Origin of the sequence: Paenibacillus peoriae (assembly GCF_022531965.1) — a bacterium.
GTDB classification, from domain to species: domain Bacteria; phylum Bacillota; class Bacilli; order Paenibacillales; family Paenibacillaceae; genus Paenibacillus; species Paenibacillus polymyxa_D.
This window is the reverse complement of sequence record NZ_CP092831.1, coordinates 4,659,384-4,674,642: the sequence shown is the minus strand read 5'-3', so window position 1 is coordinate 4,674,642 and position 15,259 is coordinate 4,659,384. Positions and strand designations below refer to the sequence as shown.

The 15,259-nt window shown below is 45.5% G+C and carries 13 protein-coding genes; 10 read left to right on the top strand and 3 right to left on the bottom strand.

Annotated features, from left to right (window positions below; all coding sequences use genetic code 11):
• The first annotated feature begins 193 nt into the window (after positions 1-193).
• The gene (locus MLD56_RS20640) at positions 194-850 is read left to right on the top strand and encodes a YheC/YheD family protein (protein WP_029518239.1); all 657 of its coding nucleotides are present in this window, start codon (positions 194-196) and stop codon (positions 848-850) included.
• 282 nt (positions 851-1,132) lie between these two features.
• Positions 1,133-1,276: a sporulation histidine kinase inhibitor Sda gene (locus MLD56_RS20635; RefSeq protein WP_007431918.1), complete on the top strand. Its 144-nt coding sequence runs from the start codon at positions 1,133-1,135 to the stop codon at positions 1,274-1,276.
• Positions 1,277-1,436: 160 nt separating this feature from the next.
• Here MLD56_RS20635 and MLD56_RS20630 read toward each other — a convergent pair whose 3' ends face one another.
• The gene (locus MLD56_RS20630) at positions 1,437-2,441 is read right to left on the bottom strand and encodes an NAD(P)/FAD-dependent oxidoreductase (protein ID WP_029518240.1); all 1,005 of its coding nucleotides are present in this window, start codon (positions 2,439-2,441) and stop codon (positions 1,437-1,439) included.
• Positions 2,442-2,672: 231 nt separating this feature from the next.
• On the opposite strand from MLD56_RS20630, the gene MLD56_RS20625 reads away from it, so the two are divergent.
• From MLD56_RS20625 to MLD56_RS20610, 4 genes are all read left to right on the top strand, one after another.
• Positions 2,673-3,863: an NAD(P)/FAD-dependent oxidoreductase gene (locus MLD56_RS20625; protein WP_025724040.1), complete on the top strand. Its 1,191-nt coding sequence runs from the start codon at positions 2,673-2,675 to the stop codon at positions 3,861-3,863.
• A 133-nt stretch (positions 3,864-3,996) separates the two neighbouring features.
• The gene (locus MLD56_RS20620; protein ID WP_029518241.1) at positions 3,997-4,503 is read left to right on the top strand and encodes a MarR family winged helix-turn-helix transcriptional regulator; all 507 of its coding nucleotides are present in this window, start codon (positions 3,997-3,999) and stop codon (positions 4,501-4,503) included.
• A gap of 113 nt (positions 4,504-4,616) precedes the next feature.
• Positions 4,617-5,954, top strand: coding sequence for an HlyD family secretion protein (locus MLD56_RS20615; RefSeq protein WP_241113417.1), 1,338 nt, complete (start codon positions 4,617-4,619; stop codon positions 5,952-5,954).
• Positions 5,951-7,117: an ABC transporter permease gene (locus MLD56_RS20610; RefSeq protein WP_029518243.1), complete on the top strand. Its 1,167-nt coding sequence runs from the start codon at positions 5,951-5,953 to the stop codon at positions 7,115-7,117. Before MLD56_RS20615 ends, MLD56_RS20610 begins: the two co-directional genes overlap by 4 nt.
• Before the next feature lie 81 nt (positions 7,118-7,198).
• On the opposite strand, the gene hemQ is transcribed toward MLD56_RS20610, so the two are convergent.
• A complete protein-coding gene (gene hemQ, locus MLD56_RS20605) occupies positions 7,199-7,978 on the bottom strand; it encodes a hydrogen peroxide-dependent heme synthase (protein ID WP_029518244.1) in 780 nt (259 codons plus the stop codon).
• Positions 7,979-8,323: 345 nt separating this feature from the next.
• On the opposite strand from hemQ, the gene MLD56_RS20600 reads away from it, so the two are divergent.
• The 4 genes from MLD56_RS20600 to uvrC all read left to right on the top strand — a co-directional run bounded on the left by MLD56_RS20600 (position 8,324) and on the right by uvrC (position 13,530).
• On the top strand, positions 8,324-9,841 hold the full coding sequence (locus MLD56_RS20600; RefSeq protein WP_029518245.1) for a replication initiation and membrane attachment family protein: 1,518 nt from the start codon (positions 8,324-8,326) through the stop codon (positions 9,839-9,841).
• 53 nt (positions 9,842-9,894) lie between these two features.
• Entirely contained in the window at positions 9,895-10,842 is a 948-nt protein-coding gene (gene dnaI / locus MLD56_RS20595) for a primosomal protein DnaI (protein ID WP_029518246.1), read from the top strand.
• 125 nt (positions 10,843-10,967) lie between these two features.
• On the top strand, positions 10,968-11,285 hold the full coding sequence (gene trxA, locus MLD56_RS20590) for a thioredoxin (RefSeq protein WP_010347861.1): 318 nt from the start codon (positions 10,968-10,970) through the stop codon (positions 11,283-11,285).
• Between the two features lie 160 nt (positions 11,286-11,445).
• Positions 11,446-13,530, top strand: coding sequence for an excinuclease ABC subunit UvrC (uvrC, locus tag MLD56_RS20585; protein WP_029518247.1), 2,085 nt, complete (start codon positions 11,446-11,448; stop codon positions 13,528-13,530).
• On the opposite strand, the gene MLD56_RS20580 is transcribed toward uvrC, so the two are convergent.
• Positions 13,499-15,229 (bottom strand): CPBP family intramembrane glutamic endopeptidase, encoded by a 1,731-nt coding sequence (locus MLD56_RS20580; RefSeq protein ID WP_029518248.1) that lies wholly within the window; start codon positions 15,227-15,229, stop codon positions 13,499-13,501. The genes uvrC and MLD56_RS20580 overlap by 32 nt on opposite strands.
• Positions 15,230-15,259: the final 30 nt, after the last annotated feature.

The window sequence follows — 15,259 nt, the reverse complement described above, 5'->3', positions numbered from 1 at the left end:
CGATTTGGCGGTAATTTCCGCTGTTCCGTGCAAATGGTAGTAGATTATTGTCATTGTACCAGTGATATTCGGTGCATGCTACCGTTCGCCATGATCTTGTCGAAATAGACACATGCCGCGGACAATCATCCAAGAATAGAACATTCCTGTTGAGTATGTATAAGTATACCTGACGGCGAAAGGAGAGGGTTAGATGAGACAACTTGCAAGCAAATGGCTAAAGACGAAGGCGCTGCTCCACCATCCACATACCGCCGTTTATATACCGGAAACCTGTCTATATAGTGAAGATCAATTGCGCATGATGCTGCGGCGGCATGCTTTTGTGTTTATAAAACCTGTAAAAGGAGGCGGAGGAATCGGAGTCATGCGTGTGGCAAAGGAGCGTAGGGGATACACCTGCACGCGTATGGAGCACACGCACCGGTTCAGTCATTTTAGAGCACTTGTAATCGGAATCCATAAGCTCCGAATCCAACGCCCATATCTCATTCAACAAGGGATCCAACTGGCAAGTATTCAAGGTAGACCTGTCGACTATCGAGTCAAAGTCGTGAAGGAAGGGCAGCGATGGGATTTTCGTGCGGTGGTTGCGCGTCATGCTCGGCCTGGGCTGGTCATTACGAATCTGTGCAAAGGGGGAACTTTGCTGAAGGGAACAGAGGCGCTTCGGATGATATATCCCCGACGGCTTGCTGCTCAGAAGCGGCGAGAGATCATTGAACTTACACAGCGCTGTATTCCGATACTGGAAAGAAGATTTCCCGGGATCGGACAACTGGGATTTGATTACGGGCTTGATCAAAATGGACGGGTATGGATTTTAGAGGTTAACACAAGGCCTCAGTAAATTTCTGTTTTCTTTAAAAAATTTCCAGTTTAATCTATTAACAAGACGCTAAATATAATATATTTGTATAAACAATAAAAATATTTTTTTTGTGATTGAGCGTCAAAATTCTGTGTATAAATATTGTCCACATTATCCCCTGTCACATATATGGGTTAACGACACTTACCAACAATTTATACACAGGATTTCCACAATTGACTGTGGATAACAGAACGCTTGTTCCGTTTTTGGTATTTTGATAGAATAGATTTTGAAATAAAAGGAAAGGTTGTGTCGAGGATGGCTATGCTGACGGATGAAATGCTTTTGGATTCCTATCAGATGGCAATCGAGCTTAAACTTGAATGCGACTTCATTGCACTGTTGCTGGCTGAGATTCACAAAAGAAATCTAGAGATGAATACAGCCGTAGTCCTTCATTAGACCGGACAAGCTCTCGTACTGCGACTGTAAAGTCATTCAGGGTTCGAATGACTTTACAGACAATCACTGCAACGAATAGGCACACCGTAAAAAAGGGTATTTCACTCCAAACATTCAAATTTGGAGTAAAATACCCTTTTTTGTCATAGTCTAAACTAGACTACAATTTCATGTTACTGCTGTGACCAGGAGACAACTTGGCATCTGGATCTACATAGACCTTGGCGTTGTTGACTGCCGTAGGGGCTTCACCAAAGCCGACCGCAATCAGCTTGAGCTTGCCTGGATAGGTTGTAATGTCCCCTGCGGCAAAAATGCCGGGAATATTGGTTTCCTGGCGAGAATCGACCACGATGGAGTTACTTTCGATTTCAATTCCCCATTCAGCAATCGGGCCAAGTGTGGATACAAATCCAAAGTTAACGATCACATCGTCCACTTCGATTTCCTGTGTTTCTTTGGTTTTTACATGAGCAAGAGTGACTTTTGTAATCGTGTCTTCTCCATGCAATTCGGTAATTTCCGTTGGTGTAATAACATTTACTTTGGATGCGAGGAGGTTTTCGACACTGTGTTCATGCGCACGGAATTTGTCGCGGCGGTGAATCAATGTAACCTGTTCTGCAATTGGTTCCAGCATGAGTGCCCAGTCTACAGCAGAGTCACCACCACCACTGATCAGCACTTTTCGGCCTGCAAATTTGCTCAGGTCGCTGACAAAGTAATGCAGGTTCGTTTTTTCAAAACGTTCGGCACCTGGAAGCTCCAGTCTGCGTGGCTCGAAAGCACCAACACCAGCGGTAATAATAACCGCTTTACCATGATACTCGCCACCTTTGTCTGTTTTTACGATGAAGTGGCGTTCTTCTTTTTTCTCTAACGATACGACTTTCTCTTCTAGCTGCACTTCTGGATTAAAGTGGTTCATTTGTTGAACCAAATTGTTGACCAGTTCCTGTGCAGTTACTTTAGGAAAGCCAGCAACGTCATAAATATACTTTTCAGGATAAAGGGCTGCAAGCTGGCCGCCCAGTTGGGGCATACTTTCAATTAAGGTGACGGATGCCTGACGCATTCCTCCGTAAAAAGCGGCGAAAATACCGGCTGGACCGCCTCCAATAATGATCAGATCGCGGATCTCCGCGCCTGTGGATTGAGTTGTCACTCTAAAAACACCTCCGAAAGGGATAGTATGGAATTTGTAATTATTGAATCAGCCGCATAGAGGTTCAGATAGCCGCCGAACGCATGATTCACTGTTTATCATTATAAACTGCCAGGTTCCGCTTGCAAAGTTAAAGCTATTAATATTTGATGAAGACTTTTTTGTGCGTATAAATTAACCGTTTTGAGAGAACAGCTTTGAATAAATATGTATATCGGAAGGGGTAGAAGCATGAGCAGTATTCCCAAAATTGTCATTGTGGGCGCCGGATATGGCGGTATATTGACGGCTCAGCAATTGCAAAAGGAGCTCAAGCACAATGAGGCGGATGTCACGCTGATCAACCGTCATGATTACCACTATATTACGACACATCTTCATATGCCTGCGGCAGGTACGGATACGATTGAGCATTCAAGGATTCCGATTGCGCAGCTAATCGATGAGTTCAAGGTGGATTTAGTCAAAGGAACGGTTAAGGAAATCATACCAAAGGAGAAAAAAATCGTGCTGGAGGACGGCTCGCTGTCCTATGATTATTTGGTCATTGGACTAGGCGGGGAGCCAGAAACATTTGGCATTCCGGGGATGGATAAGTTTGCGCTGACGATTCGCAGTATTAACTCCGTTCGCCTGATTCGGGAGCATATTGAATACCAGCTGGCCCTGTATAAAAATGATGGTAAACCAGGTCGCCTCAATTTCGTCGTAGGGGGCGCTGGTTTTAGCGGCATTGAGTTTGTAGCGGAGTTGGCGGATCGTTTGCCACAGCTAGCTAGAGCTTATGACATCGACTTTAACCGGATTCAAATCATTAACGTCGAGGCAGCTCCTACGGCACTGCCGGGGTTTGATCCTGAACTGGTGGAGTATGCGATGGATGTCCTTAAGCGTAAAGGGGTCACCTTCCGCATTGGAATTCCGATTAAGGAATGCTTGCAGGATGGTGTAATCGTTGGTGAGGGTGAGAAAATCGAAGCCTGCACGGTGGTCTGGACGGGAGGGATTCGTGGAAACGGATTAATTGAGAAAGCTGGATTCGAAGTGATGCGTGGAAGGGTGAAAATCGACGATTTTCTGCGTGCACCGGGCCACGATGATATTTTTATTATCGGGGACAGCTCCTTGATGTTTAATCCCGAAGGACGCCCTTATCCACCGACTGCCCAAATTGCGATGCAGCAAGGGGTCCTTTGTGCCAAGAATCTGGCCGCTACTCTTCGCAAAAAGGAGCTGCACAAGTTCGTATTTTCCAATAAAGGGACGGTTGCTTCGCTTGGAAAAGGCGAAGCCGTCGCCGTGGTGGGCAAACGCAAAATAAAAGGTTGGGTGGCCGCACAATTGAAAAAAATTGTCGATCTCCGCTATCTGTTCATCATAGGCGGAATTCCACTGGTACTGAAAAAAGGACGGTTTTTCTAAGGCCAGAAGGTTTCCATGACTCCTTGAAAGGAGCTTGGAGGCCTTTTTTATTTAGATGAATAAAAAAGGTATTGACTCATAACTATACGACGACGTATAGTATGATTACTAATTACAGAGGGGGAGCTTCACATTGAATTCTGATTTTAAAATCAATGCCGATCCCAAGAGAATACATTTATTGACTGAAAAGTTTCCAAATGTGGACTCCCAATCGTTGAATACGTGGGTACTTTTCGTGCAGGCAGCACATGAAGTGTACAATGGAGTGTCTTCCAGACTCTCGGAATATGGGCTATCTGTAGGCAACCTGAAAATTTTAATGCCATTGTTTTTACATGAACGTGCATTGACTCCATCAGAGCTAGCTGAATATTCAGGGGTTACTCGTTCAACAGTAACCAGCGTCATTGATAAGCTGGAACGGGACGGCATCATCCGAAGAAGTACGCTGACGGATCGACGTATGACCGCGATTTCCTTGACTGATGAAGGAAATCAGTTAATGACGGGAAAAATTCCGATGTTCATCCAGCTTTTTTCGGATTTAATGAATGAATTTACGCAGGAGGATCATATTTTATTTGCTACGTTATTAAATAAGCTATCCTCAGGACTTGAACGGATAAAACGGGAATAATCAAATTTCCCGGCTTAAATAGTTAGACGTCGTACTATCAGGCTCCTTATTTGTTTTGACTATTATTTTTTAACTATCATTGGCTAAATCATCATGAAGGAGAGTTTATTGCAATGAATAAAAAGATCATTGTGTACGTGCTACTTGTTGTTGCATTAGGTACCGGAGGTACGCTGATGGCAATGAGCGGCAAGGATGCTGTGAGTATGGCAGCCCAACAAAAAAACACACTGCTTACGGCAGATACCGTAAATGTTGCTTTTCAGGGCGTAGGGGGAAGAGTAAACACGATTGAGGTGAAGGAAGAACAACAGGTGAAAAAAGGGGATGTGCTCATGACCCTCGATCCTGTAGACCTTGATTTGCAAATTGAGAAATTAAAAACGGATATCGCACAGGCTGATGTGAAAATAAAACAGGCTAAAGACGGGCTGCAAAATCAGTCGGAGAAAATTTCAACTTCAGAAAAACAGGGACAATTGGACATTCAAGCCGCGCAAGCAGGAGAGTCCTTATTAAATCAAGGAACACGTGCGGAGGATATTCTAAGACAAAAGCTGGCTATTGAAGCAGCACAGCAATCGTTGGACGCAGCTCTGACAGGAGTAGAGACAGCCAAAAGAAATGCGGAAATCGCGCAAAAAACAGTATCATCCAGACAACAGGCTCTGGACTTGGCTAATGTGAATTACAACCGTATCAAAGCGTTATTTGATGCTGGAGCTGGAACCAAAGCAGAACTGGATAACGCCAAAAACCAACTGGATAATGCCCAAATCGCGTTAGATACAGCTAAAGATCAGGTTGAAATTGCCAAAAACCAGATTATAGCGGCTAGCAAACAATCGGACATTGCTAAAAATGGGATCGCTCAGCAGCAAACCGCTTTGGATAAAATGGAGGCTGGCGCAACTGCTGAGGAACGCCAGCAGGCTCGTATCAAAACAGAAAAGGCCAAGGAAGCCTTGACTCAAACCTCGCAAACACGAAAAGATGTTAAGAATAGCGAATACAATGTGGATCTTCTGGCTCAACACAAGCAGGCATTAAGTGTTCAACTCAAAACTTTGGAATTACAGCGCGGACGTATGGTGCTGAAGGCATCCACAGATGGTAAGGTGTCGCGTATTGTACCTAAAATGGGAGAGATCGTTTCTACGGGGGCAACGGGCGTCGTTATTGAAACCAATCAGCTATACTACGATATTTATGTGGGCGAGGATTCGATGTCACAGTTTAAAGCTAGGGGAAATGTGAATACGCACGTCGTAGCTTTAGATAAAGATGTCCAAGGCAAGGTGAGGTACATTACTTCTGCCCCTCAGTATACCAACATGAGAATGAGTCGGGACAAAGGTCTGTCGGATATAAGCTCCTTCCAAGTGCGGGTGGATGTCCAGCGAACATCTGAATTATTGCCTGGAATGACGGTAGAGGTTGTGACGAAATGAAGGCGTTTATAGAAGAATGGAAGCTGATGATCAGCGGCAAGATGGTTTTTATCATGCTGCTCGTTCCTATCGTAGTAGCTGTAGCCTTTGGATTTGTTTTTAAAAATAATCAGCTTAACGATGCCTCTGTAGCTGTAGTCGATTTAGATCATAGCAGTTATAGCCGACAGCTTATTAATAAATTGGATGCATCGCAGTATATTGATGTACGCCATGTGCAAGAGAATGAAGCCGATCCGAATTTACTTTTATATAATGAAAAGTTTTTTGCGGTGATTTACCTTCCAGCTGGGTTGGAGGAAAATAGGATCAAAGGAGTTCAGAGCAACATCGGTTTTTATGTAGATAATACGGTAGGTCAGGCTACTGGAAATCTACGCTCGGCAGTCACAGAGATCATGGCGACGGAAAATGCGATGCTGGCTGGTGGTGGATTAAAGGGGATGGGAATGAGTGACAGCCAGGTTACAGGGCTTACTTCCAATATGCTGCTTCAGCAGCGCCTGTTATATAATCCTACCAATGCTACTTTGATGACCTCAGTTATGGGGTTCATTAATACGGTCATGATTTCACTGATGGGTGCTACTGTACTGACAATTGTCCCGCGATTGCGGGAGCAAGGAAGATTAAAAGAGGAGCTTCAGTTTTCGTATGGTTTGATTCTTAGGGTGTTGCCGTATGCGTTAGTAGGATGTGTGTCCTTTTACCTGTCCATTGGTTTACTTAAGCAAATTGGCGGACTACGCTTTGAAGCGAATGTATGGCAGCTCAGTATTCCATTTCTCCTGTACACGATTACGTTGAGTTTGTTTGCGATGGCTTTAGGGTGGAATGCGGCGAATCCGGGAAAAGCTTCCCCACGCCTCATGCTAATTATACTGCCTTCGTTTTTACTGAGCGGCGCTCAATTGCCAGTAGCTATGCTGCCTACATCGCTGCAATATATTAGTAATATTCTTCCATTGACCTGGCACTTCAAGTTTTTGAGAGGGATGGGCTTCAAAGGTGGGAGCCTGAAGTATTTTATTCCTGAGCTTGGCGGCTTTTTGATCCTATTAAGTGGTCTGCTGCTTGTTATCTTTATTCAGATCGCTTTGGAGAAAAGAAAGCTGGCGAAAAGTGAGGATTCGTCCGTCGTGGTGGAGCCTGTGCTGCAATAAAAAAAGGATTCCGTCGTCCCGAAAGTGGGAGTTCGCGGAATCCTTAATTGTATGCTGCGATATGGTACTGACGGTTGTGCTTTACAGCTTCAACATGTCTTCAAATGATTCTTCATTCAACACGCTGCCGACATAGAAGGAGCCAAATTCACCGTAACGGGCACTGACTTCATCAAAACGCATTTCGTAGATTAGCTTCTTGAACTGAAGTGCGTCATCGGAGAACAGTGTTACGCCCCACTCCCAATCGTCAAAGCCGACAGAACCGGAAATGATTTGCTTTACTTTGCCAGCATAGCTGCGTCCAATTAAACCGTGGCTGCGCATCAAGGTGCGACGCTCGTCCATTGAAAGCATGTACCAGTTGTCATCTAGATCACGTTTTTTGTTCATTGGATAGAAACAAATATAACGGGCCTTGTTTAATACAGGCTTCAAGCGTGCGACAATTTGTGGATTTTGCATAGGATCTTCATCTTTGCTCAAATAATTACTTAGTTCCACCACACTCACATAAGAGTAGGTTTTAGTTGTATATTTGGCGAAGGTTGTTTTGTTAAAATCATTTTCCAGTTTATTGAGGTCTTCCAGCGTTTCGCGCAGGTGCATCATGACAAAATCAGCCTTTTGTCCGACTACAGTATAGACAGCTGAGCTGCCCAGACCCGCTTCCTCGGTAACGTTCCATTCCTTCATAAACTCTTGAAGCTCGTCCAGTGCTCCGGCGCGCTCTTCATCGTCTGCGGTCTTCCATGCTGTCCAGTTGATGGACCGAAAATCGTGAAGCGCATACCAGCCTTCCAGTGTGGAGGCTACTTCGTTAGGTGTTGCTGGGATTTGTTGAGGTTGATGTTGACTCACGATCTACACTCCTTTACGATCTGTAAATGGTAATCGGCTTAGCCGAAATATGTGTACTTCCTAATATCATTCCTGTATCCAATACGTGATACTTAACCATTATATTGTAGCTCAAAGTAAAGCTTTTCACCAATGAAAGAAGTGTGAAGAATTTTATTTTTACCATGATGCAGGTCACAAAGTCATAAAATAGTTAGTATTCTCGAAAAAAGTAGAACTCAGACGAATACGGCTGCCAAAAAGGAGAACAATTGCCCTTATTTTGTTGGTCCCACCAGAAGGCAAGTATGATAGAATAGAAAAACATCTTGGAGACCGTTATGTCAGGAAAGGAAGAATGTTGGAATGCGGATGAAAAACCTGCTGCACTATACTGAGAACCACCGCTACTGCGTTTATCGGGAATTTGGCTTGAGCGCACTGGATGAATTGATGCTGGGAAGCGTCTATCAGCCGATGGTAGGCGCATTTGCGGTCAGTCTGTATCGACTGTTGTTCCAGCATGTGCCAGTCGGACAAATCGGTTATTCGCCGTTGGAACAGCAGCGTCGCCTTTTTCTGACACTGGGACTGGAGCCGAGTGAGAAGGGACGCAAGTATTTGATTGAACAGACCTCCAAACTGGAGGCCGTCGGTCTGTTACAGACGTCCAGGCTGTATGCACCCGAAACGGACGACTATATGTATGAATATGAGATGCAGCCGCCGCTCGCACCTGCTGAATTTTTCAGAACACAGCATCTCACCCTTTTGTTGAGAGACAAAATCGGTAAGTTTGCAGTGCTTTCTCTGAGAGAATCATTGTGGAGCAGAGAATCTAGCGAATGGTCGCAATCTTCCTATAATAAAGAGAATATTTCGATTCCTTTTTATGAGTTATTTGAACTGAATACCCATGTTATAGATTATGAATTGGAGCAGGCGTTGTCCGAGGTGTCTACTAGCCGTCAGACTGGACCACTTGCGTCAGAATCGGAGGAAGCATTGAATTATGCAGATATTATTCTCCGTTTTCCGCGTGAATCTGCCAATCGTAAGCACGTGGAGCGTCTTCGGTTTGAGCACGAGCAGTTAGGCATGGTCAATTACGTTGTTCGCAAATTTGATCTTTCTGTACAGGATATTAGCCGATTGCTGGATGAGGATGGTATTTTTACCGAAGCAGGCGACTTGTTGCTCGACGAGCTTCAGCTTCGGGCTAGCCAGCACTCCAGACAGGATCGCAAGCGTCAGGAGGAGCAGCAGGTTCAAGCCGCCAAGGTAGTTGCTTTGCGCCAAAGGGAAGCTTCCACATCTGAAGAGCCGCCTGCAGAGCAAGCTGTGGAAATGGAATTTTATGTGGAGGTTCCCCCACAATTCACAGCCAAGTGTGACATTCACCAATATAATATGATGTTGCGCAACGAGCCTTATCGCCGTTTGCTGCAAACCTTTTTCCCCGGCACGGTTCCCGGTAACCTGCTGGATATATTCGAGAAAATTGATATCAGCTATAAGCTGCCAGGCGAAGTCATCAACGTGCTGATCCATTATTTGATGTCACTGCTCATATCCGGGAGCGATCAGCGGATTAACCGCAACTTTGTCGAGGCCGTTGCTTCCAATATGCTGCTTAAGCAGGTAAACACTTACGAGAAAGCCGTTCAATATATAAGGGATCAAGCTAAGGTAAAAGGAAAACAGTCCTCTGCTTCTCCTTCCGGCGGTCGATCCCGCGCGTATGCCAAAAATAACGGGCCAGCCAAGCCATCCATTCCAATCGTTCAAGATCAACCTTCCGAGGAGTCTGTATCTGAGGAAGAATTGGATGAACTGCTGCGTCTGGCCGAACGAATGCAATCCGGTAAACAGAAAAAGGTGTAGGTAGATTTTAAGGTATCCATAACTCTGCACTTTTTAAGAAAGGAGGAGCGTTCTTGGAATCACTGGGCGATTTGCTGCAGCAGATGCAGAACCCTTCGTTTCGCCAGCGCACTCGCAATGTAGCCGATCAGGTTCTAAATGATCCGCTCGTGCAGGAGTTTTGTGCTGCGCATCCTGATGTGGACGAAACACAATTGCGACTCAACATGAGCATGCTCTTTCAGTATGCCCGAGATCGTCGAAATTGCGACAATTGTCCGGGATTGGAACGGTGTCCTAACGATTTTCAGGGCCACTTTTGCAAGCTGGGCGTGGAATATCCGAATGGAACTGCTGAAATTGTAGACATTCGGACCCCATGTGCGAAGCAGATTGCTTCCCAACATGAGCAACGGGTGCGTGAGCGAATTAAAAGCTTCTATGTGGATGAACGCGCACTTCTGGAGGGATATAACGCCCTTGAAATTGCGCGCAAAGATTCACAACGCATGCCTGCCGTCACACAGCTATTCCGTTACATTGAAGAAACGAAAAGTCAGGGTCTATCCAAAAAAGGACTGTATCTGGAAGGTACGTTTGGTACGGGTAAAACTTTTTTGATGGGCTATCTATTGCACGAGTTGGCCCTGTCGGGTCTGAACGGTGTGATCGTGTATATGCCTGATTTTGTGGAGGACTTAAAGTCCATGATCCAGGATGGGCAGAAGTTGAAGGAAACGACCGAAATGCTCAAAAATTGTGATCTGCTTGTATTTGACGATATTGGTGCCGAAAATTTAAGCCCGTGGGTACGGGACCACGTGATGGGCTCTATTTTGAATTACCGAATGAACCGCAAACCTACTTTTTATACTTCCAATTATTCGTTGCAGGGACTGGAGAAGCATCTCAGCTTTACGAGCAAGGATGGAGAGGAAATGTATAAAGGACAACGCTTGATGGACCGGATTCGTCCTTTTGTAGATGTCATTACCGTAAAGGGAAAAAATCAGCGGGGGTAAGCGTTTATCCGTCTGCTATTTCGATATCTTACAATTAAAAGACTATTGTGATATAATTAAAAGGTGTCGAAACAGACATTACAGGTTATAATAATCTTGACTTTTCTATAAAGGAGGAACATACAATGGCAATTGTTAACGTGTCCGATCAATCCTTCAACGCAGAAGTCGAAGGCACAGGAACCGTTTTGGTTGATTTTTGGGCGCCATGGTGCGGTCCTTGCAAAATGATCGCTCCTATTCTGGAGGATCTGTCCACAGAAGTTGGCGACAGCGTCAAAATCGCGAAGGTGAACGTGGATGAAAATCCAGAGTCTGCTTCCCGTTTCGGCGTGATGAGTATTCCGACCCTGATCGTTTTCAAAGACGGACAGCCTGTTGATAAAGTGGTAGGTCTGAACTCCAAAGAAGCGCTGAAAAGCATGCTTACTAAACACCAATAATCATTGCATGTGACCCATGCTCCCGCGGGGGCTTGGTGGAGCGGCCATGAAAGGTCAATGCCTCCGGTTGTAAATACCGGGGGCGTTTTTGTGTATTATTCCTATATATTATAAGTAGTTAGTTGAGTAGTCATTAAGAATGGAAGGAGGAACCGGGCAAATGAAACCTTATGCGGAGGACTTGCAGAATCAGGAGAAGGCGCTAGAGAACATACGGCACAAATTAGCGTTACTGCCGGATGCATCAGGCTGTTATCTGATGAAGAATAGCGAAGGCACCATTATTTATGTCGGCAAGGCCAAAGTGTTGAAAAACCGGGTCCGTTCCTATTTTACAGGTAGCCATAACGGCAAGACGCAGCGACTGGTTTCCGATATCCGTGATTTTGAATATATCGTTACAGGCAGTAATATGGAGGCACTCATTTTGGAGTGCAACCTCATTAAAAAGTACCAGCCGCGCTATAACGTGCTATTGAAGGATGATAAAACCTTTCCGTATTTGAAAATTACGAACGAGGCACACCCCAAGCTGGAGGTGACCCGTCGCGTTCTGAAAGATAAAGCAAAATATTTTGGTCCGTACCCCAATTCCTACGCGGCACATCAGACGAAGAAGCTGCTGGACCGTATGTATCCGTTACGCAAGTGTGGTGTGATGCCCAAGGAAGTGTGTCTGTATTATCACATGCATCAATGTTTGGGGCCTTGTGTGAAAGAGGTCGAGAAGGAAACGTATGACCAGATTGGTCAGGAAATTGGTTCCTTTTTGAGCGGGGGACATGAGGAAATTAAAAAGGATCTTCAGCGTAAAATGCAGGAGGCCGCAGAGGAATTGTACTTTGAGCGGGCCAAGGAGTTGCGAGATCAGATTATCAGCATCGACGCGATGATGGAAAAGCAGAAAATCACCACATCGGATGCGAAAGATCGAGATGTATTCGGTTTTTCAGTAGATAAGGGCTGGATGTGTGTACAGATCCTATATGTCCGCAAAGGTAAAATGATCGAGCGCCATATGTCGACTTTTCCTTTCTACGGTGAGGCTTACAGTGATTTTATGTCCTATGTGACGCAATATTATAGTGACAACCCAGCAGTGCCGCAGGAAATATTGCTGCCGGATTCTCCTAAGCTGATGCAGGCGGAACAGGTCAATGTCGATCAACCGGTTGCGGCTGAAACTGCACTCCACAGTGCAGCTACAGCCGATGTTACCGGACAGACAGATGAGAAGGCGATACAAACGGAGACAGAGCATTCTGCTGACTCACTGCTGGTGGCTGAAGAACAAGCAACTTATGCAGCAGCAACAAATCAAGATCAAGCTGGTGACCAAGATGCCGAGATAAAGGAAACAGAAACTCAACTATCCGGTGGACTGGAGGACCCAGCTACGGCGGCTCTCGCTCTGGCTGAATGGTTGGATGTAAAGGTACTTGTACCGCAGCGTGGACTGAAAAAGCAAATGACAGGCATGGCGACGGAAAATGCACGTGTTGCTTTGGATGAGAAGTTTAAGTTGATCGAACGAGATGAGGAACGGACATCCAAAGCTGCGAGCAATCTCGGACGTGCCATTGGGCTGGATAGCTTGCACCGGGTGGAGGCATTTGATAACTCCAACATCCAGGGTTCCGATCCAGTCTCCGCCATGATCGTGTTTATTGATGGTAAGCCTGCTAAGAAGGAGTATCGAAAATATAAGATCCGTTCTGTGCAGGGACCAGATGATTATGAAACGATGCGTGAGGTTATCCGGCGCCGATATGAACGTGTGCTTAAGGAAAATCTGGAACGTCCCGATTTGATCGTTGTGGATGGTGGACGTGGACAAATTAAGGCGGCGACCGATGTACTGCAAAATGAGCTGGGTTTGTTCATTCCTGTGTGTGGTCTGGTGAAGGATGCCAAACATAGAACTTCCCAACTATTAGTGGGAGAGTCCTCTGAGGCCGTGACACTTGCACGCAATAGCGAAGAATTTTATCTGCTGCAACGGATTCAGGACGAGGTTCACCGTTTTGCCATTACGTTCCACCGCGAGCAACGCGGCAAGTCTATGGTAACTTCCCGACTGGACTCTATTCCAGGCATTGGCGAGAAACGGCGTAAGTTACTGCTTAAGCATTTTGGATCACTCAAAAAAATAAGAGAGGCCAGTGTCGAAGACTTCCGGCCTCTCTCTATTGGGGATAAGCTTGCTCGTCAGATTATAGCTGCCCTTCGGGAGGAGGAGTCGTAGAATACGGCTCCTCTTTTTTTACAGTTTCAAACATCATTCGATTTGGCTTTTTAGGACTAAACCAATAAATGATATACCCCACAATGGCTGGAAGTAAGATCCAGAATAGACCAGCGCTCACATTCACAGTATCTCCCAGACTCATCACACTAAGTCCCATTAGAATGCTGTCAAAAATAACGTGGCTGAACATGGCGGCAATAAAGCCGTAACGCAGGAACACAAAACTGAACAGCAAACCAAGAAAAGTCAGCTCAATAGGTCTGGAAATCACCGGATAGATCGGATAAAGTGTATGTCCCAGTGCCCAAATCAGCGTGGTGATCAGACAAGCAACAAAAGTATTTTTCACTATTTTTTTGACCATCGGAATACCAAACAGACGGTAGACAGTCTCTTCTCCAATACCTGCCATCCAGGCCATAATCGGCAGTAGCCATGGATAAGCCATATTGTAAGGGGATTGCGTGGCATCTGTGGTGGAGAATGTATTAAATGTGCGCTCCAGTATAAAGAACAAGATGGATTGTACCCCGAGTAAAATAAAGGCCCACAAGTAGCCAACATACATACTGCGAAGCACATACAGCCCGTAGCCCGGCTCTTTTGCACGCGGCCATGCATTCAGTCCAACCTGACGCATAAGTCCGTCACCGCCGACCAAGGAGAAGTAGAGCGCTACAGCCATGAAGAAGGTAACACCAATCTGGAAAACCATAAGAAATATAAGCATGCCCTTACCGCCTGCTTCTGCTTGCAATAAAGGCAGCATGTTCATGGTCCCAGCTATACTAGCAATAAAGTATATAACGGATAGAACAATGCCGCGTACAAATGAAGTATGTCGTCGGGTGAGTGACGCATACACAATGGCAAGTACACCCAGCACAAAGCTAAATAGGGCATAACCCGCATAGGTCATCCAATTCGCCCAAAATGTTTGCTTTTCGATATAATCGGTATAGGATGACGGGGCCGAAAAGCTTTGAGTGAAGGAGCGGACATCACCGTCTTCAAAAGTAAAAGCCAGTGTAAGTACCGAGGCGCCGATTTTTTTATCGTCTACGGTATACTTTAATCCGCCTTCTTTTTCAGTGGTCGCGAGCTTCAAGTCCGACGGCTTAAAGCCAAAGCGCTTCACCCATACAGCGGCCGCCTGCTCCTTGGCTTCAAGCGTCATGCCGTCCTCAGCCACACGTACAAGCCTGTTACGTGCTTGTTCATCCGTAGAAATATCAGCCTGCGTGTAATTGGTGCTGGAGGTGATCCGTTTAAAACTAACGACCTTCCCAGTGGATAAATCTACATGAATTTGCAGCTTGCTCTTCGCTGAGGATTCAGGCAGATCGACCCGAAAGGTTTCGTAAGGGTAATTTTTCTTCCATGTACGGTCGTACTGTTGAAGCAGTTTTTCTCTAGATAAATAACCGTACAAATCTGTTTCGGCCTGATAGGTCACGACAGGCTCCTCTGGCTGTGATTCAGTATAGCCCAGCTCAGAGCGGGCGAAGTCCAATGCGTGTATAACCGCTTCTTGTTTGCTGATGACCTTTGCGTTCATTACTGATTCTGGACTTGGATTGCTAAGCGAGGGAATAAGCAATTGAAAGATAAAAAAGCAAATCAGGCCAATCCCGCCCAGCAAGCCTAATTTTTTGAAGTTGGCCGTGAGCACGACCGGTTTCCCGATAGGATTCATGAGTTTCCTCCTTAATCTGTAAATAAGAAC

Coding starts and splice junctions, on each gene's coding strand:
- MLD56_RS20640 (WP_029518239.1), top strand. CDS start 194: ATGAGACAACTTGCAAGCAAATGGCTAAAGACGAAGGCGCTGCTCCAC.
- MLD56_RS20635 (WP_007431918.1), top strand. CDS start 1,133: ATGGCTATGCTGACGGATGAAATGCTTTTGGATTCCTATCAGATGGCA.
- MLD56_RS20625 (WP_025724040.1), top strand. CDS start 2,673: ATGAGCAGTATTCCCAAAATTGTCATTGTGGGCGCCGGATATGGCGGT.
- MLD56_RS20615 (WP_241113417.1), top strand. CDS start 4,617: ATGAATAAAAAGATCATTGTGTACGTGCTACTTGTTGTTGCATTAGGT.
- MLD56_RS20610 (WP_029518243.1), top strand. CDS start 5,951: ATGAAGGCGTTTATAGAAGAATGGAAGCTGATGATCAGCGGCAAGATG.
- MLD56_RS20600 (WP_029518245.1), top strand. CDS start 8,324: ATGCGGATGAAAAACCTGCTGCACTATACTGAGAACCACCGCTACTGC.
- trxA (WP_010347861.1), top strand. CDS start 10,968: ATGGCAATTGTTAACGTGTCCGATCAATCCTTCAACGCAGAAGTCGAA.
- uvrC (WP_029518247.1), top strand. CDS start 11,446: ATGAAACCTTATGCGGAGGACTTGCAGAATCAGGAGAAGGCGCTAGAG.
- MLD56_RS20580 (WP_029518248.1), bottom strand. CDS start 15,229: ATGAATCCTATCGGGAAACCGGTCGTGCTCACGGCCAACTTCAAAAAA.